The 18,708-nt window shown below is 35.6% G+C and carries 10 protein-coding genes; 3 read left to right on the forward strand and 7 right to left on the reverse strand.

Annotation, left to right across the window (positions count from 1 at the left end):
- Positions 1 to 24: 24 nt before the first annotated feature.
- The gene (locus AAC084_RS11080) at positions 25 to 2,346 is read right to left on the reverse strand and encodes a chondroitinase-B domain-containing protein (RefSeq protein ID WP_339840247.1); all 2,322 of its coding nucleotides are present in this window, start codon (positions 2,344 to 2,346) and stop codon (positions 25 to 27) included.
- 113 nt (positions 2,347 to 2,459) lie between these two features.
- Here AAC084_RS11080 and AAC084_RS11085 point away from each other — a divergent pair, with 113 nt between their 5' ends.
- Positions 2,460 to 3,428: a TIM barrel protein gene (locus AAC084_RS11085; protein ID WP_339840248.1), complete on the forward strand. Its 969-nt coding sequence runs from the start codon at positions 2,460 to 2,462 to the stop codon at positions 3,426 to 3,428.
- Positions 3,429 to 3,452: 24 nt separating this feature from the next.
- On the forward strand, positions 3,453 to 4,169 hold the full coding sequence (locus tag AAC084_RS11090; RefSeq protein WP_339840249.1) for a ribonuclease activity regulator RraA: 717 nt from the start codon (positions 3,453 to 3,455) through the stop codon (positions 4,167 to 4,169).
- A 401-nt stretch (positions 4,170 to 4,570) separates the two neighbouring features.
- Here the strand turns inward: AAC084_RS11090 and AAC084_RS11095 are convergent, their stop codons facing one another.
- Both AAC084_RS11095 and AAC084_RS11100 read right to left on the reverse strand, forming a co-directional pair.
- Positions 4,571 to 6,097: an aldehyde dehydrogenase family protein gene (locus AAC084_RS11095; RefSeq protein ID WP_339840250.1), complete on the reverse strand. Its 1,527-nt coding sequence runs from the start codon at positions 6,095 to 6,097 to the stop codon at positions 4,571 to 4,573.
- Positions 6,094 to 7,005 (reverse strand): DUF1338 domain-containing protein, encoded by a 912-nt coding sequence (locus AAC084_RS11100; protein WP_339840251.1) that lies wholly within the window; start codon positions 7,003 to 7,005, stop codon positions 6,094 to 6,096. The genes AAC084_RS11095 and AAC084_RS11100 overlap by 4 nt, the downstream gene beginning before the upstream one ends.
- A gap of 72 nt (positions 7,006 to 7,077) precedes the next feature.
- Here AAC084_RS11100 and AAC084_RS11105 point away from each other — a divergent pair, with 72 nt between their 5' ends.
- Positions 7,078 to 7,965 (forward strand): LysR family transcriptional regulator, encoded by an 888-nt coding sequence (locus AAC084_RS11105; protein WP_339840252.1) that lies wholly within the window; start codon positions 7,078 to 7,080, stop codon positions 7,963 to 7,965.
- Between the two features lie 14 nt (positions 7,966 to 7,979).
- Here AAC084_RS11105 and AAC084_RS11110 read toward each other — a convergent pair whose 3' ends face one another.
- The 4 genes from AAC084_RS11110 to AAC084_RS11125 form a co-directional block, all read right to left on the reverse strand.
- Positions 7,980 to 11,309 (reverse strand): FG-GAP-like repeat-containing protein, encoded by a 3,330-nt coding sequence (locus tag AAC084_RS11110; protein ID WP_339840253.1) that lies wholly within the window; start codon positions 11,307 to 11,309, stop codon positions 7,980 to 7,982.
- A 12-nt stretch (positions 11,310 to 11,321) separates the two neighbouring features.
- Positions 11,322 to 13,604 carry a TIM-barrel domain-containing protein gene (locus AAC084_RS11115; RefSeq protein WP_339840254.1) on the reverse strand — a complete coding sequence of 761 codons (2,283 nt, stop codon included), beginning with the start codon at positions 13,602 to 13,604 and terminating at the stop codon, positions 11,322 to 11,324.
- A gap of 140 nt (positions 13,605 to 13,744) precedes the next feature.
- Positions 13,745 to 15,265 (reverse strand): RagB/SusD family nutrient uptake outer membrane protein, encoded by a 1,521-nt coding sequence (locus AAC084_RS11120; protein ID WP_339840255.1) that lies wholly within the window; start codon positions 15,263 to 15,265, stop codon positions 13,745 to 13,747.
- Between the two features lie 34 nt (positions 15,266 to 15,299).
- A complete protein-coding gene (locus AAC084_RS11125; protein ID WP_339840256.1) occupies positions 15,300 to 18,671 on the reverse strand; it encodes a TonB-dependent receptor in 3,372 nt (1,123 codons plus the stop codon).
- Positions 18,672 to 18,708: the final 37 nt, after the last annotated feature.

Below are 18,708 nucleotides of genomic sequence, written 5' to 3' on the forward strand. Positions count from 1 at the left end.
TAGGGTAGTAGTTTTATCTTTGGATTAGTACATTAATTTCATCTTAAGATTTTCTTCAACCTTAATCTGACCTGAGTTTGTAATTTCATTATCGGAATGTGAATTGTTCTTTGCACCCCAAAGTAATACCACTAATTTTACATCATTATTTTTAAAAGTGTTATTGGAGATATCAACGTTTACAATACCTCTGGTATTTAATAAAATTCCGTTTTCCTCCTTTGATCCACAATTTAAAAAGCTGGAGTTTGTTACTAATAAATTTCCTCCAATTGTTGATTCATCATATCCGCCTCTGTAATAATCAATCACATTTTGGTTAACGTTTGTGAACGTACAGTTTTCAACCGTTAAGAACTCAACATTGTAATCTCCTTTATCGTTTGTTTCTTCAGATAATTCTATCCCATTTTCACAATTAATAATAGCAGTGTCTTTAAAAGTGATTTCTTGGGCAAATGTTTGTTTATATGCCTTTAATACATAATTGAAATTGTCGATATCACAATCTGTAACAGTTAATCCAAAGTGATTTGACATCTTTTCTTTAAGGTTTGAAAACGCTTTCTGTTTACCGTTCCCCGTAAGTGATACATTCTTAATATTTAAAATTCCATAAGGGTTTAATTCAAATAGTGGCGTATTGTCAGCTCCTGTAAAAATGATTTCAGCTTTTTTGCTTTCTTTTGATTGAATTGTAATTGTTTTATTAATTAGTATCGATTTTGACACCTTGTGTTTTCCAGGGCTTAAAGAAATAATATCTCCTGCATTTGCAGCAGCTATTTTAGTTTCTAATTCTCCATTAGTTGCAGTAACTTCTATAATATTAGGCTCCTTTGCTTCTACAACATTAGAATACCAGTCAGCTCCATATTTTGATTTATCTAAAATATTCGGATTATTGAATTCACCTTGAACCGTAGCTCCAATTGAGTTTTTATTTTCTCTAGAATTTCCAAAAAGATCTTTTGTAATTGTTTCAAATCCAAAACCTTGGTATATATCAAATTCACTCGTTAATTTAGGTAAATAAATATACTCACTAACTTTTGTCAATTCAAATTCAGTTGCCTCAATTCTTTTTGGATCAATAAAATCTTCACCTTGGTTATTAATAATGTTATTTTTAAATTTAACTCCATCGGCCTTGTCATGTTCAATAATTACACTTTTATCACCTGTCTTATTGTAAATAATATTATTAGCAATTTCAGTTCTTAGTGCTCTAGCAGAACGTATTTCTGATACGGGAAGCACATCTTTTTGTTCAATATTTGTTCCCACTCCAAATTGCCATGGCGATTTACAATTAACATACGTATTAAATGCAACCACCACATCTGTAACTTGGTTGTATCTATTTAATGGTGATTTTGGAATTCCATTCATAACAGCTAATGGACTTCTAAAGTTTTCACCAATCATATTATAGAAATAATTATTAATAACCCAATGCCCTGTATTTACTAGTCTTATTCCACCATAGTTTTTATTCACACCATCACCGATAAAATAATTACCATCTATAATTGCGTAATTACCATGACGTGTTACAACCGAACCTTCACTTTTATAGAATACATTATTTCTAATCTCATTAAAGTTTGTTTTGCTAGAAATAATCTCGACTTCTCCATTACATTCTTCAAATAAATTATTAGCTATAGTTGTATTACTTGGCGACATAGATGTAAAGCTGCTACCTAATTGAATAGTTTCTCCTCTAGCGCCTCCTTTTCTAGGTCTTGGACCAAAATGATTATTTATAATTTGATGATAATTTCTAATACTTTGGTTTCCTTTTAAATCTACTCTAACTGTTGGGCCTCCATTAGTTTTGCCTGCAATATAACAGTGGTCTAATTTATTGTGAGTACCATAAAACTGAACCCAGAGATCATCTGTATCACGTTGTTGCTGATTGTAATCTAGAATTACACAATTAGTAACTCTAGAATGATTGGCTACTTTTTCTTCGCTTGTTCTAAAAGCAATTACATTTTCATTTGGTGTATAACCATTCCTAAAATACAATCCATTTACGATTAAATAATTCCCAGCAATTTTTAAATTTGAAACACCTTCAATAAATACTTTGCCCGGCGTTTCTGCTTTTAAAATAATAGGAGCATCCTCAGTACCTTCTCCTATAAATTTAATTTCAACATTTTTCCATACCCCGTTAGCTAACGCTATTTCAGTGCCAGGTTTAGCTTTTGAAACGGCTTTATCAAATTCAGCAAGGTCATGAACTAAAATACGGGTCGATGCGCTTTCTGAACATGATATTGTCGAGACGAGAATAAGAAATAGAAAAACGTGTTTGAAGAGTTTGAAGTTCATTAAAAGAAATTAAATTGGTTAACCAGTTTGGTTTACCAAAAATACATATATTTGTAAGACTTACAAATTTTTAACATATATTCTAGTTATAAAACAATTTTAAGTTCTTGAAAATGAGAAATGACAATAAATCGATATCAAGAAGAAATTTTACAAAAAGGTCGGCTATTGCAATGGCAGGATTACCTTTAGTAAGGCTTGATCATAATTTTTTTGAGCCAACAGGTAAATTGGACAGTAATATTGAAGTAAACATATTCTCTAAACATTTACAATTTTTAGATTATAATGAAATGGCAGCTGCAGCAGCTGAAATAGGGTTCGACGGATTAGACTTGACCGTTCGGCCTAAAGGGCATGTTCTACCTGAGAGAGTAAGTCATGATTTGCCAGATGCTGTTGTTGCAATGAAGAAGTATGGTCTAAAGGCTAAAATGATAACAACCAATATCTGGGACATCAATGAAGCTACCCAAAGAAAAGTGTTAGAAGCGGCAAGTATAGAAGGTTTTAGTCATTACCGTACGGGTTGGCTAACATACCCAGATGATATATCTATAGAAGGGAGTCAGTCTATATTTGCAGAGCAAGCGGTAAAACTTGGCGAGGTGAATAAAAACTTAGGATTAATTGGTTGTTATCAAAACCATGCTGGTAATCATGTTGGCGCACCTATTTGGGATTTGCCTGCAATTTTATCAAAAGCAGATAACAACTATCTGGGTTGTCAATATGATATTAGACATGCCGTTGTAGAAGGAGGCTATAGCTGGGAATTAGATTTACGTCGTATTGAGCCATTTATAAAATCGATTGTTATAAAAGATTTTAAATGGGGGTATAAAGAAGGTAAATGGCAACCGATTAATACTCCGCTAGGAGAAGGAATGGTAGACTTTAATCGCTATTTTTCTTTACTTAAAAAATATAAAATTAATGTACCAATATCACTGCATTTAGAGTATGCACTGGGAGGTGCCGAACATGGCTCTACAGAAATAACTTGGGACAAAAAGGAAGTTTTTGCTAAAATGAAAAAGGATTTATCCTTTGTAAGAGAAACTTGGCAACGTGCAGAATAATTTAAAAATTTGGGTAAAAGTAATATGTGTAAAGCATCGAATTCTACGAAAGAAAAATTAAGAAAAGTGAGTACAGCTACGGTTGCTACTTGCTTGTTTAAGCGAGGACTCAAGAATCAATTTATTCAACATGTAAATCCGCTTCAATTGGGTAAACCCACGATGGTAGGAGAGGCTTTTACATTACGTTATATTCCGGCCAGGGAAGATTTAAATCCGATTGAAGTATTTAGAAATCCGAAGCATTTGCAAAGAGTAGCTGTAGAAGAATGCCCAGAAGGGGCTGTAATGGTTATCGATAGTAGACAAAACGCTAGGGCAGCTTCTGCTGGATCTATTTTGGTTACGCGATTAATGGTTCGTGGAGCTTCAGGTATCGTAACAGATGGTGGGTTTAGAGATTCTGCAGAAATAGCTGACTTGCAATTTTCTTCTTATCACAATAGACCTTCCGCGCCTACGAATTTAACGTTGCATCAAGCAATTGCCATAAATGAACCAATAGGTTGTGGGGATGTTGCTGTTTTTCCTGGTGATATGATTATTGGAGATGATGACGGGGTAATGGTGATTCCTGCTCATATAGCCGATGATGTAGCTGATGAGTGTCTAATGATGACCTTATATGAAGAGTTTGTTATGGAGAAAGTTCAAAAAGGCAAAACTATAATTGGACTTTATCCTATGGTAAACCCTGAAATTAAAAAAGAGTTTGACGAGTGGAAGTCTTCGAAAGAATAGAGAAATAATCTTAAAACAAAATTACTTTACTGATGAAAGCTTGGATTGAAAGAATCTTTCACTTCTATAGGCATCGTTTTTAAGTTCAGTACTTTCACTTTCTAAAAAGCCATGTTGTTTAATGATCTTTTTAGCTTATCTATATTCACCTAAATTTAGCAGGGTTTCAAGGTACCCCCATATTCGGTTTGTCATTTTTTCGGTTCCCACGTGTATCCTCTTCAGAGCAGCAGATATACAGTCCCCATGTTAGCACCTCCAGTATATGATCTCGTGCTATTTACTTTTCATTAACGTACAATTATTATTAAGAATTTGATATTAAAAAAGGATATATTAGAATGCCTTATTAACTCCTAATTAAGTTAAATGGTTAAGCTCAAACAAAGGATTGTATCACTTTACAAATCAAACTTAATTCCTTGAGCCAAAGGCAAATCAGTACTATAATTGACGGTACACGTTTGTCTACGCATATAAGACTTCCATGCATCAGAACCACTTTCTCTTCCTCCGCCTGTTTCCTTTTCTCCACCGAATGCACCTCCGATTTCAGCGCCTGAAGTACCGATGTTTACATTAGCTATTCCACAATCAGAACCCAGATGAGATAAAAATATTTCTGCTTTTCTCATATTTAGTGTAAATATTGAGGAAGACAATCCTTGGGGGACGTTGTTTTGAATAGCAATCGCCCTATCTAAAGTGTCGTAGGGTACTACATAGAGAATCGGGGCAAAAGTTTCGTGCTTAACTATGGGCATATCTTCTGTAGCCTCAATAATTGTTGGACTAACATAGCAACCTGAATCATAAGACCCACCCTCTAACACTTTCCCGCCTATAGCTATTTTTCCTCCTTGCTCTTGCGCTATTTTTATTGTAGCTAAATAGGCCTCTACCGCCATTTTATCAATAAGCGGACCTACGTGATTATTTTCATCTAATGGATTTCCAATACGTAACTGACTATATGCTTTAACTAGTTTCTCTAATAACATTTGATATTGGCTCTCATGCACAATCAGGCGTCTTGTTGATGTGCAGCGTTGACCAGCCGTACCTACTGCACCAAATACAATTGCGGGTACCGCATGATTCAAATCAGCATCTTCAGCTACTATGATAGCATTGTTGCCGCCTAGTTCTAAAATTGATTTACCTAAACGCTTTCCAACTAATTCTGCCACACTTTTACCCATCTTGGTTGAACCCGTTGCCGATAATAATGCAATGTCTTTATCTGAAGACATTTTTTTGCCAATAGAACTATCACCTATAATAACGTTTGAAATACCTTCTGGAAGATTATTTCTTTTTAATACCTTCTTAAATATTTCTTGACACGCTAGCGCTGAGAATGGCGTTTTTTCTGATGGCTTCCAAATACAAACATTACCACAAACCCAAGCTAGTGCAGCATTCCAAGCCCAAACTGCAACAGGAAAATTAAATGCTGAGATGATACCCACAATGCCTAACGGATGCCATTGCTCGAACATTCTGTGCGAAGGTCTTTCAGAATGCATTTGCAGACCATATAATTGTCGAGAAAGACCTACTGCAAAATCGCATATGTCAATCATTTCTTGAACTTCACCATAACCTTCTTGAACGCTCTTACCCATTTCATAGCTAACTAGTTTGCCCAGGTTCTCTTTCTCCAATCTTAGGGCATCACCAAATTGACGTACAATTTCACCGCGTTCAGGTGCTGGCATAGCTTTCCATATTGTAAATGCCTTTTTAGCCTCTAAAATTACAATATCGTAATCTGAACTTTCTATCAAGTTTATGTTTCCAATAACCTCTCCATCTACAGGGGAAGTAATGTTTAAAATTTCTCCTTTACCTCCCCAATTTTTTAGACCAGTACTTGCACTATAAAACGGAGCTTTAAGTCCTAAGTTTTTCAATACTTCTTTCACCTAATTATTTTTTTAGTCTGTTCGTTATAAGTGCTTTCAAAAATTTTGTCTGCGTTGGCAGATTCAAAACCATCACGTCTATCCTTATCATTTATGTAAGATGAGTTTATATTAGCATTTGGTAATGGTAGACGTTCCGCAAATTCAACGTAGCTTCCTGGTATTTTCATAGTTTCTCCATCAGCAAAAGTTGCAGTAATCATTTCTGCAACTGTACTACTTTGTTTTAAGAGTCCATCTTTACTAGTTTTAATTTTTCCTCCTGAGTTGTTTAGAACAATACCTATAGATTCTAGAAATGAATTAAAACTTTCAATTGTATTATAAGTTGGAGGAAGATTATGAACACTGATTGTATAATGATTTAAATAGTAACGATTATAAATTACCCATGCGGCATATTCGCTCTCGGCTAGTAAATAATTATAATCTTGTATTGTAGGTAATTGCCAAAGTGGTTTATAGAAAAATTCACCTATTTCTTTTGAGTTGTCCAAATCGAGTAGGTCAACCGGATCCAAGTCTATATTTCTTGTATACTTTGCTATAATATTTTGTGCTTTGTTAGAAAGGTGATCCACCTTTAACTCACTCATAAAAATTCGTGGAAATTTTGGCGACGGTGGTGCATACCAAAATGCGTCTAATTTTTTGGCTTCAAAATGATAATAATCTTTCTTTATATATCCGTGCTTGAGAAAGATTTTTTCAAAAGATCTAATACCAAGGTTTGAAACACCTAATGTTCTAAAAGCAATATGGTCATTTACAATGTCGTTCTGGCTTTGTATCATACCCTCATTTATCATCGCTTTACTTATTTTTTGAACGTCAGGTACACGTTCATAATACGGTACGAATAACGCATTAAGAATATCTTCGAACTCTTGATTAATTGATGTCTCCATGAATAGGTTTTTTAAATAAAAAAGTAAAAATAAATGTACTTTTGATTAGAAACAATTCTTATTAATTATAGAATGATAAGTATATCAAATCAAATAGATTTTCGTCAGTTAAGATATTTTATGGTTTTAGCTCAAACTTTACACTATGGTAAAGCGTCAGAAATTTTGCATATATCACAATCGGCATTAAGTCAGCAAATAATGCAACTAGAGTCTTTATTAGGTACTCAACTATTCGACAGAAATAATAGAAAAGTTGAACTTAATAGGGCGGGACAGCTTTTTTTTAAGGAAGCCGAATTAATTACTAGGCAAGTGAAGAATTCACTTGAAAGATGGCAATTAGAGTTTAAAGGCAATCATGGAGAGGTGAGAATTGGTTTTGTTGGCTCGGCAATGCAGCAGTATTTACCGCCTATATTGAAAGAATTCGGTAGAAAATATACTGTAATAAATCTTCAACTTGAAGAGTTGACCAATGAAGAACAACTAATGGCTTTAGAATATGAGCACATCGATATTGGTTTTATGAGGTCAAATCAAATTACATCAGAAATGAGAATGAAATCGGTGTTTAAAGAGAATTTTTCAATTGTGTTACCTATTGAGCATCCGATAACGGAATCTACCTTTAAAAATGTTGGGCAATTGTCTCATGAATCCTTCATCCTTTTTCCCAATGAAAAGAGCCCTATGTACTATCAGCAAATTTTAAATATTTGTGCAGCCTATGGGTTTAGCCCGAAGATTTCTCATAAATCAATACATGGCCCGACAATATTCAAACTAGTAGAAAACGGTATGGGAATTTCTATCGTGCCAAATTCATTACGAGACGAAAAAAATCACAAAATCCGTTTTATCGAACTAAACAAAATTCCTCATAAGACCGAGCTATTTGCAGTTTGGAAAAAGAGGAATGATAACCCAGCTCTATCCAAATTTCTAGAAATAGTTTAAAATTACTCGAAGATTTAGTTGGTAGCGGATATTAGTTTTATGGTATTGTTGTTCCTCGCTACCAAAATTGCTTTTTTAGTATTGTCAGTTCCCAAATGGATGGTTCTCATCTTCTTTACATCACCTTCTAAAAATACTCCGCTATCTTTAAAAGATAAGGGAACGAAGTGTGAAGAACCTTTTCCTTTTAATAACAACCCAATACTTGCATCGTTCCTAGGGGTCTCTACTTCTGATTGGTATAAATTCCCTGCCACAAGAATATCTTTAAGTCCATCTCCATCGAAATCATCGATTTGAATATCATTTATGGAGGAGAGTTGCGCTTGGTTCGGCAAAATATGAACCTCAAACCTGCCCTTTCCTAAATTTTCCAAAAATACCGAGGAGAACATATTTGCTTTCAAATGTAGTGCTTGATCTAACTTTTCTTTACCATAAACTTGGGTCAGATCGGCCGAACCAAAACTATTATAAGTCGGAAATTTTTCTTTTATAAAAGGCATTTGATTAGATGTGCATTCACGACCTCTTAACGGAAAGAGATTCCCTTGATTATAATAGCCTAAAACAATATCATTAGTTCCATTATCATCAAAATCAGTGGAATATACTTCAAAAGGCTCTTCTTCAGAAGCTTTGTACTTATAGTTCAGTCCTAAATTTCCTACCACATAGTCAATGTCGCCATCATTATCTAAATCTGCCCCTTCAATACTATTCCACCATCCTTTAGTGTTTGGCAAAATATTGGGTTCTCTTATTAATTTACCATCGAGATTTCTATAAAATTGAATTTCCGACCATTCTCCGACCACGATTAAATCAGTAAGCCCGTCGTTATCAAAATCAGTCCAAAGAGCATCTGTTACCATTCCGGCATCCTTTAACCCTAGAGCTTTTTCTGCGGTTATATCCTTGAATTTACCGTCGATATTTTCCAATAATCTACTTGGTTGTGAATATGGATACTTTTGTGGATACAATCTACTGCCTACAAAAAGGTCAATATCTCCATCCCCATCAAAATCAAAAGGTTTCACGCAGCTTCCACTTGAATTATTTTTCGGTAGTTTATGATTTGCCGACGAAAACTTACCATCAGTGTTTATATACAGCCTGTCCTGGTAATTGGTGTGACCTTCTGGCCATTCATTGCCACCACTTACTACGTATAAATCTAAATCATTATCGTTATCGATATCGAAAAAAACAGCATCTATATCCTCATATTCTTTATCTTTTTGCCAAGGATCTTTATTTGTAAGCGTGAATTTTTTGTTCGAATTTTGTACATAAAGTGCTGCCGTATATCCTTTGGCACCACCAACAAAAAAATCTTCTAAACCATCATTGTTTATATCTGCTACCGCTATAGCAGGGCCAAACTGAGACATTTTATGTGGCAAAAGACTTTCTTTAGTAAAATCGCTAAAGCTATTTTCAAGATGCTCATGTTGAATATCATAAACATTCGTTACATCTTTGAATATTTTTGTTTCTTCCTTTTTGAAAGGAAGGTTTTGAATCGTAGCATCATTATATTTTAAAAGTATTTTTTGATTGACCGCAATGTCATTTAAAACTTGCGTTCTATCATCAGGCCAAATTACAATTACCTTATTTATTATTTCAATATCTGACATGCCTATATGTAACATAGGAGCTACAGAAGATTGATAGCCCCGTGTTGGGTAATTTTCAATAATTTGATTGCTTTTTTCGGTTTGTATTTCAACGCGAGCACCTATTCCAAAGAGATTTTTGGAGCTTCCATTAAAAGTAAATTGAATATAGTTTTGGTCTGAATTATTTTTTAAAATGGTGGCTTTCTCATCAATATTATTGACAACAATATCTAAATCACCATCGTTATCTAAATCTGCGTAGGCAGCACCATTGGAAAATGTTGGGTTTTTTAACCCCCAATCTTTCGATACTTTTTCAAAGGTTAAATCGCCATTATTTTTAAAAAAGAAGTTCAATGTTTTTCGCTGTGGTGTTTTTTTGACCAATTCCTCGATTACTGCAGACATATTTTCTCCGTTCTTTTGGGCCTCTTCTAAACGCGAGATTTTATATTTTCTAAAATCATTATTTCTAAAGTCCCTTTTAAGGCCATTGGTTATGAATAGATCCTTTAAACCGTCGTTATCGAAATCTGCAAATAAAGGAGCCCAGCTCCAATCGGTATTTGATACTCCTGAGATTTGAGCTACATCACTAAAATTTTTATTCCCATTGTTTAATTGTAAAGCATTAAACATATATTGGTAATGAAAGCCATTTTCAACAGCATGATTGAAAATTGCAGGATTCATTCCGCTCATACTCGTTTTTATTCCGTAGTTGTCTTCAGCGACCATATCCAATGACATCAAATCGATTAGCCCATCGTTATTAAAATCAGCCATATCAGTACCCATTGAAAAATAAGGGACATGATTCATGGAAGATTTTAATTGTTCTGAAAAAGTGCCATCCGTATTGTTATAGTAGAGATAATCTTGTTCAATATAATCGTTAGCAATATAGATATCGGGCCAACCATCTTGATTTAAATCTCCTACTGAAATGCCTAGCCCAAATCCTAAGGAGTTTTGAAGGATGCCCGCTTCTGTAGAAACATCGATGAATGTGCCATTGTCGTTCCTATAGAATCGATCACCGGTCAAGTCATTTAATTCATTTTTGAAATTCTCAGGATTATTGGTGTTTATAGGGGTAACATTGTGATTCAGAAGAAACATATCTAAATCACCATCCTTATCATAATCGAAGAATGAAGCTTGTGTGCTGTAGCCCAAAAAATTGAGGCCATAGGCTGCAGCCGATTCCTTGAAAGTGCCGTTTTTATTGTTTACGAATAATTGGTTTTCTCTATTTTCTGCTTTCCCTTTTCCTGATTTACAAATGTAAATATCAAGCCAGCCGTCAGCGTTTATGTCCACCATGGTAACTCCCGTAGTCCAACCGAACGAACCTTTAACTCCTGCTTTTTCAGTAATGTCTTCAAATTGAAAATTTCCTTTATTTCTATAAAGTTTGTTGTCTTTAAGATTGGCTGTAAAATAAACATCGGGCAAGCCATCATTATCTATATCGCCAACAGCTACACCACCACCATTATAGAAATATTCATAGACCATGCTGTTCATGGCGCTATTTTCGGGAATTTCATTAACGAATTTTATACCAGTCATGGGAGAAGGAAGTTCAGTGAACAAAGTTGTTTTAAAGTTATCGCTTTGCTCATTTACAATCTCTTTGTTTTTACATGACGCCATGATAAGGAATGCCATGAATAATATCAATTGTAAAAGGCTATTTTCCTTCATTGCCATAATAAACTTTTTTTAGTCAAAAATGATGGTAGATGTTTCGTTTAAAGGTAAGTCTATGGTTATTTCTTTGAACAAAGATTCGTCAGCAAGTTTACTGAAATCAATTAGAGAAACTTTTTCAAAATCTAATATTTGACCATTAAAATTAACTGAATCGTACTCGTTGGAAACATCTAAGACTCTAATTTTCCATGTTCTATTTGTCAATTTATTTTGAAAATTACCTATGGCTGCCCCTATGGTAATTACCAATTGGTTATTCTTATTTTTATGCTGCTCTATTTGGGTTTTAGAGTACTTACCTTTTTGATAGTTTATAGATTGACCATCGTCTTCATAGATACTGGCTTTACCAGATTTACCAGGAAATACTTCTAGCCAGATTGTTTCTTCCTGTTCTTCAGGAATAATCCAATTACGTTCTTTACCATATGAAATAATTGCGCCTTCGGGTACAAATAATGGTAGCTTATCTACATCGCTAGTGTCATATTCTAATACTTGCCCACCATCATATTCAGATTTGGACCAAAAGTCATACCATTTTTGACCCTCTGGTAAATAGATTTCATGCATTTTAGAATCATGATAAACAGGAGCTACTAAAAACGATTCGCCAAACATGTATTGGTATGGCCATTGGTTTCTATTGCAAGATTTATCTTCAGGGAATTGCAATAGCATAGGTCTTGTCATTGGCATAGCCTCCAAATAATTCTCATAACCTAATGAATAGATGTAGGGCAGGAGTATATATCTTAGTTTTCTATGGCGTCGGATACTTTTTTCTGCCGTATATTCATTTTTTTTCGCTGTCCTTTCAACATTTTTTTGCGTTTCAGATTTCACCAAGCTTCGTTCGATAACAATACGTTCTTTCCATTGTTCAATATCCGCGCTAACGGACCAAGGTTTTAAGTTATGCGAACGTGACACTCCAATAAAATCTACAAACTGATTCATACGGGCCTGAATCAGTGGGGTTTTACCATAAACATCCCATGTGAGGTATGATAACCCACGCATTGCACCAAATGTATTAGTAATCGCATTTATCTGCCATTTCATCTCTGACCAAGTGAAATCAGAATCGCCCACCCATCTAAAAGGGTATCGCCTTTGACCAATCATGGCGTTAACAGGCAGTTGTGTGTATTCTCCGCCCCAAGGATTGGTTTCTTGCATTCTTCTACAACCTAAGAACAAAACCCTGTTATCATTACCAATATAATCTTGTGTTCCATTCCATATCTCAGCATCGGTAATATTGTTTCTTCGGGTATCTTGCCAAGTACCTGCGATACCTAAATCAAGTTCTTGTTTATAATTTGTCCACCAAGTTTTTTCATCGAATAAAGTTTCTGTCCATCCATGGTTAACCCTATTCGGATGGTTCGGTGCATTATGATGAATGAGCATCATTCCATAATTCATGTTCTTCAAAGAATCAATCATCTTTTTTGGGGATAGTGGATGCGTATAGTTTTGAGACCATTCCATACTGCTCCCCCATACAATTTCCTTATCGCCAATACAACCATCTCCCCACCCAAAGTCGAGAATAAGGTTATCACAAGGAATATCCTTATCCCTGAATTTTTGGGCTACTTGCATAAAATCTTCTTGGTTACCAGAGCAACTTAAATGTTGGGTCTGGAAGAATCCGTAGGCTTTTCTGGGTAATAAAGGTTCTGGCCCTATTAATTGGTTAAATTGTTTGAAAAGACTCTGGTAATTTGGCCCGTAAATAAAATAATCATCAAAGATCAAATCTTTTTCAATATAGTTATCTGTGTAGTTTTTGGTTTCTTTATTGTAGAACCAATGCGAGTACCTGCTGTTTAGGTTTATTTCGTTAAAAGCGCTGGCGTTGTCAAAACGAGTATATCCATCTTTGAACATTCCATAAACAGGACCTGTCGAAGGATATATCTGGTTCGCTTTCTCGTCATAGATTTGCCAATCCAAATTTTTCTTGTTCACTACCAACTTCATTTGAGAAGTTTCAATTTCGTAAGATTCAGAAGTTTCTTCATAGGAACATTCAACCTCTTCCCAAGCATTAAAATGCCCATTCAAAAAAGGAATTTCGAAGGTGTCAGAAAACCTCAATGTATCAAGTTTTGAAGTTCGAAACCGGAACATGGTCGGCGAGTATAATGAAATTTCTATGGAGTCCGTTATGTACACTTTGGTGGCATAACCATTATATATAATGTTGTTTTTTTCCTTGGCAGAATTGCAACTCATGAACACGAATGCAATTATTAGTAGCCATTTAAATGATTTCATCATTACGGTTTTCAATTAAGAGATAGGCTTGATTTCAATGAGTTATATCCATATTACATCATACAAAAGTACCCAATGACAAAAAAGTTGACGTTGGGTACTCTACTCAAAATTAACTCAAACTAACTCTTTTTTTGTTGGTTCTACCAACCTGGGTTTTGTTGTAATTTATCATTAATATTAATCTCCTGTAACGGGATTGGAAAAATGATGTGTTTATCTTGAAAATTCTCTGAAAAAGGTTTGTTATGCGCTTCTAATGTTGACTTTATAGATTCTGTGGCGGTACTTCCACGTTGCCACCTATAAAGGTCGAACCAACGAATACCAAACTCCATAGCCAGTTCTACGGGGCGTTCGTGATGCCTTATTTGATTTCGTAGTTCTGTCTGTGTCATAGTTGTCAAAGGAACAGCATTACCTCTTTCCCTGACCTTATTTACCTCAATAATAGCCTCAGGTGTTTTCCCATTCTCATTCAATGCCTCGGCATACATTAATAATACATCGGCAAAACGGATCAAGGTAATGTTGGTTCCGTTATAAAACTCCTCATCCGTATTAAAAGAATACTTTTTGAAGTAGTTTGGGTTGTTTAAATTTTCTGCGACATCACTATAGGGAATTTTTGCAGTCGCTTCCATGCTATACATATCGGACTTGGGATCATCGAAGAAGATACTTTCGTAGACACGTTCGCTAGGGTCACCATTGGCATCTACATCGGTTTTCATTTCATCGACCAACCACTTTGAGGGAAAAAACAATTCCCAACCTCCAAATGCGTATGGGGAAATTTCAAAGTTGAAAACTTGGCGTTCGTCGTTACCGTTTGATCGGTCTCCTGAAAATTGAACTTCAAAGATACTTTCTGGTCCATTCTCAGAATTACCGTTAAAATTATCTGCATAATTATCTAATAATGCATAATCCATAGCAACTACTTCTGAAAATTTCACTTCTGCTTGTGGCCATTTTTCTTGAAATAAATAAACCTTACCCAATAATGCCTTGGCTGCACCTTTTGTAGCACGACCTTTCCATTCGGCGGCATGTTCCGTCAATAAATTAGCCTCTGCTTCGGTAAGGTCTTTTTCTATTTGAGACCAGATTACTGACGATTCGGATTGCTCAGGAAACAAATTTTGTAATTCTACTTCGAATGTGGTTACTAAAGGCACATTTTCAAACCCTGTCACCAACCAGAAATAATAATACGCTCTTAAAAACTTGGCCTCGGCAACAATAACATCCTTGGTCTCTTGTGATAATGCTTCTATGTTAGGTACTTTCTCTAGAATTTGGTTAGCACGTGATATTCCTGCATAGCTGGTTTTCCAAATATTATTTGGGCCACTATCTTCTGTAGTGTTGCTAAAGCTAGCTAGGTTTCTTCCATATGTTTCTGCTGTGTTGTTAATTTGGTCGTCTGCACGGTACGCCATTGCAACATATATTTCCTCGAAAAAGGTCCACTTACTACCATCAGCACCGTGTAAAGCACCATAAGTAGCAGTTAAAGCTTGTAATGCGTGATCTTCAGTCTGCCAGAAACTAGAATCGGTCAATGTTTCTTTGTTGGCAACTTCGATAAAATCGTCACTACAGGAACTTATGCAACCTATCATCAATAGTGTAATTAGAATATATCTACTTGTTTTCATGATTGTATATTTTTTAATTCAACTTTATCTTTTCTTAGAGTGAAAGGTTTAAACCTAAAATAAGGGATTTAGACAATGGGTAAAATCCTCTATCTACCCCTTTTGTAAATGTACCTCCGTTTCCAAGACCTGGGTCAAAACCAGAATAGTCTGTAACGGTAAATAAATTGTTAGCGGTAACGTAGGCCCTTAATTTGGTGATAGGTAACTTATCTATTATAGACTCTGGGAAAGTATATCCTATTTGTATGTTCTTTAACCTAAAATATGATCCATTTTCCAAAAAGTAGCTCGAAGGGCGAATATTGTTATTAGGGTCACCAAATACATTTCTTGGAATACTACTTCCTGTATTTTGTGGAGTCCAAGCGTTAATTAAATCGGGGGACATATTTTGTCGATCTGTTCTGTATAACCACATTTTTACACCATTATAAATCTCATTGCCTTGTGTACCTTGAAAAAAGATACTGAAGTCAAAACTCTTATAAGCTCCGTTCAAGGTGAGCCCATATTCAAAATCTGGTAGCCCGCTCCCTAAATATTGTTTGTCATCATCATCTAGGGATCCGTCCCCGTTTGTATCTACAAAACGAACATCACCAGGAGCGGCATTGGGCTGAATAACGTGTGAATCGACTTCGCCTTGCGTTTGGAATATACCATCTGCCTTGAAAAGATAAAATCGGCCTATTTCACCACCAACTTCAGTACGGGTTGTTGGGAAATTGTTAAACTCGATAAAGCCATCGGTAAAAGATTCATCAGCCACACCTAGCTTGGTTACCTCGTTACTCGAACCACTGATATTCGCTGTAATACCGAAAGTAAAATCTCTGTCAGGATTGCTGTTATAGGTTGTCGATAATTCCCAACCTTTGTTTTCAAGATTACCGCCATTTGTCAATGGGAATTCGGTAATTCCTGATGTTGAAGGAATAGGTACGCGAACTAACATATCTGTTGTTTTAGACGTAAAATAATCGAATGAGGCCTTGATTCGGTTTTGCAAAAACCCAACATCCAAGCCAAAATTCGTAGTTGCTGTTTCCTCCCATTTAATATCAGGCGTAGGTAATGAATTACTAATTGCGCCCACTACGATTGGTTGGCTAGAGCCTTCACCAAAAGGATAGTTCAGCTGCTGACCTCCTGATCCAATTCGTGCCAAGAACAAATGTTCGCCTATTAGTTGGTTACCCAAGGTACCATAACTGAATCGGGGCTTTAACATACTGATTAGATCCGATTCAAAGAAATCTTCATTATGAACAGCCCACCCTAAAGAAACGGAATAAAATGTACCATATTTGTTGTCTTGTCCAAAACGTGAAGAACCATCGCGCCGAACACTAGTTTGCATATAATACTTGTTGTCATAGTCATAGCTCAATCGCCCAAAATAAGATTGTAAGGTGTTTGTAGAGTTAAGTCCGAACGACGATTCATCACCGATACCTGCGCTCAAAGCCAACAATTGGTCAGAGGCTAATTCGTTATTTGAACCCCCTGAAGATCTGAACTCGCTCTTTTCTCTAGAAATTCCTAAAAGGACATCTAAATCATGAGATCCAAAAGATTTGTTGTAATTCAAGGTGTTGTTCATAGTCCAGTTCGTTGTTCTTGACCTAGATTCTGACAATGACGGCTTATCATTTACTGATTGCGGACCAAAATTGTAAGTAGGTATAAAATTGGAGAAGTGTGTATTCTCTATATTGGCTCCGTACTGAAATTGATAACTCAATCCGTCAACAATTTGTAATGTCGCCGCTACATTGAACTGCATATAGTCATCTTGATTTGTGCGCCTCTCTAATTTGGTCAAACCAATGGGATTACCAGAACCAAGACCTGGTTCGGGAGTCGCAAATCCGTTTAGCGAATTTGAATCAAATATTTCTTTATGCGGCAATTGCTGATAAATATCCAAAAATGGAGAAAAACTTGCATTTCCACCACCGATAGGTTCAAAAATTCCTTTTGTGTTCTCCCTTGTATAACTTATTCCTGGGGCAATTTTAAGACGGTCATTTAAAAGACTGAAGTCCATATTAAAACGTGTACTCAAACGATCAAAACCTGTATTGATTACTGTTCCGCTATTATCAAAATACCCGGTCGAAAAGCTGTATTTCATTTTTTCGGTTCCGCCTGTAATACCAATATCATGTTTTTGTTCATAGGCACTTTGAAGATAGGCTCCCACCCAATCCGAATCTGCGAATTGTCCTCCACTTGTTAAATAAGGAGCGGGCACTTCACCAGCATTTGTATATGATTCAAGTTTTATTTGATCATGCTGTGCCCTATTTGCAACATTCACGTTTTGTTTAACGGACTGAGTGCTGATATATGAATTCAAGGTTACTCTGGGTTCGCCCGTTTTTCCTCTTTTTGTTGTTACAATGACTACTCCGTTTGAAGCCCTTGAACCATAAATTGTTGCTGCGGAGGCATCACGTAGAATACTTATATTCTCTATGTCTGCAGGATTTAGATAGGACAACTCTCCAGGTATTCCATCAATCACGAAAAGTGGATTGTTATTACCAATCGTACCTAATCCTCTTACCCTAATAACTGGGTCGCTACCAGGAGCGCCGGTTGCTGTAGAAACATTAAGTCCGGCTACTTGCCCTTGCAAAGATGTACCAACATCTGCTGTAGGAATTTTTTGAATTTCAGCAACATCAACAGATGATATAGCTGCAGTTACCTCGGTCTGTCTTTGTGTACCGTAGCCGACCAAAATAACTTCTTCCAAGCCCATGGCATCTTCTTCGAGAACGACATCTAAAGAAGTTTTATTTCCAACAATGACTTCTTTGGTTACAAAACCTAAATATCTGAAAATCAAAACGCTTTCTGAATTAAGGACTTCAATAGAATAGTTACCATCGAAATCAGACTGTACTCCTACAGTCTCGTCCGACTTAAGCGTTATGGATGCTCCGGGAAGGGGATTGCCGTCCTTATCTGAAATTAAACCGGTAACCACTTGTTGTACCTTTTCTGATTTCGCTATCGCATTGACTGGTTTTTTATTCAACAAAATGGCTCCTTCTCTAGAAAATGTATATTCAATATCACCAAACGACAAGCTTTTGTTCAATAAATCACTAGCGTTGATATTCCCTTTCTTTACCTGTACTTTAGGAGCATTTACAAATAAATCGGATCGATAAATAAAAGCGTGATCTGTTTGTTGCTGAATTAAATCAAAAATTTCTACTACCGAGAGATTGGCATCTGATTTAATCTTAATAGTGGTGTTCTGTGAGAAACCTGTTTCAGGGGTAAAACCAAAGGTTGCAAAGCAGCATAAGAAGATAAATGTTCTCATAATAGTAATCAAAAGTTTTTTCCTATATAGAATAGGGCTCCCAATAAATTTAGTTTTCATAAATTTGGCTGTGTTAGTTAGTTAAATATTTAATTAA

It is taken from the genome of uncultured Maribacter sp. (assembly GCF_963977385.1).
GTDB lineage: Bacteria > Bacteroidota > Bacteroidia > Flavobacteriales > Flavobacteriaceae > Maribacter.

What these genes read in the sequence shown, in the direction of transcription:
- AAC084_RS11080 (WP_339840247.1), bottom strand. Translation starts at nt 2,346, where the DNA reads ATGAACTTCAAACTCTTCAAACACGTTTTTCTATTTCTTATTCTCGTC.
- AAC084_RS11090 (WP_339840249.1), top strand. Translation starts at nt 3,453, where the DNA reads ATGTGTAAAGCATCGAATTCTACGAAAGAAAAATTAAGAAAAGTGAGT.
- AAC084_RS11110 (WP_339840253.1), bottom strand. Translation starts at nt 11,309, where the DNA reads ATGGCAATGAAGGAAAATAGCCTTTTACAATTGATATTATTCATGGCA.
- AAC084_RS11105 (WP_339840252.1), top strand. Translation starts at nt 7,078, where the DNA reads ATGATAAGTATATCAAATCAAATAGATTTTCGTCAGTTAAGATATTTT.
- AAC084_RS11100 (WP_339840251.1), bottom strand. Translation starts at nt 7,005, where the DNA reads ATGGAGACATCAATTAATCAAGAGTTCGAAGATATTCTTAATGCGTTA.
- AAC084_RS11115 (WP_339840254.1), bottom strand. Translation starts at nt 13,604, where the DNA reads ATGATGAAATCATTTAAATGGCTACTAATAATTGCATTCGTGTTCATG.
- AAC084_RS11125 (WP_339840256.1), bottom strand. Translation starts at nt 18,671, where the DNA reads ATGAAAACTAAATTTATTGGGAGCCCTATTCTATATAGGAAAAAACTT.
- AAC084_RS11120 (WP_339840255.1), bottom strand. Translation starts at nt 15,265, where the DNA reads ATGAAAACAAGTAGATATATTCTAATTACACTATTGATGATAGGTTGC.
- AAC084_RS11085 (WP_339840248.1), top strand. Translation starts at nt 2,460, where the DNA reads ATGAGAAATGACAATAAATCGATATCAAGAAGAAATTTTACAAAAAGG.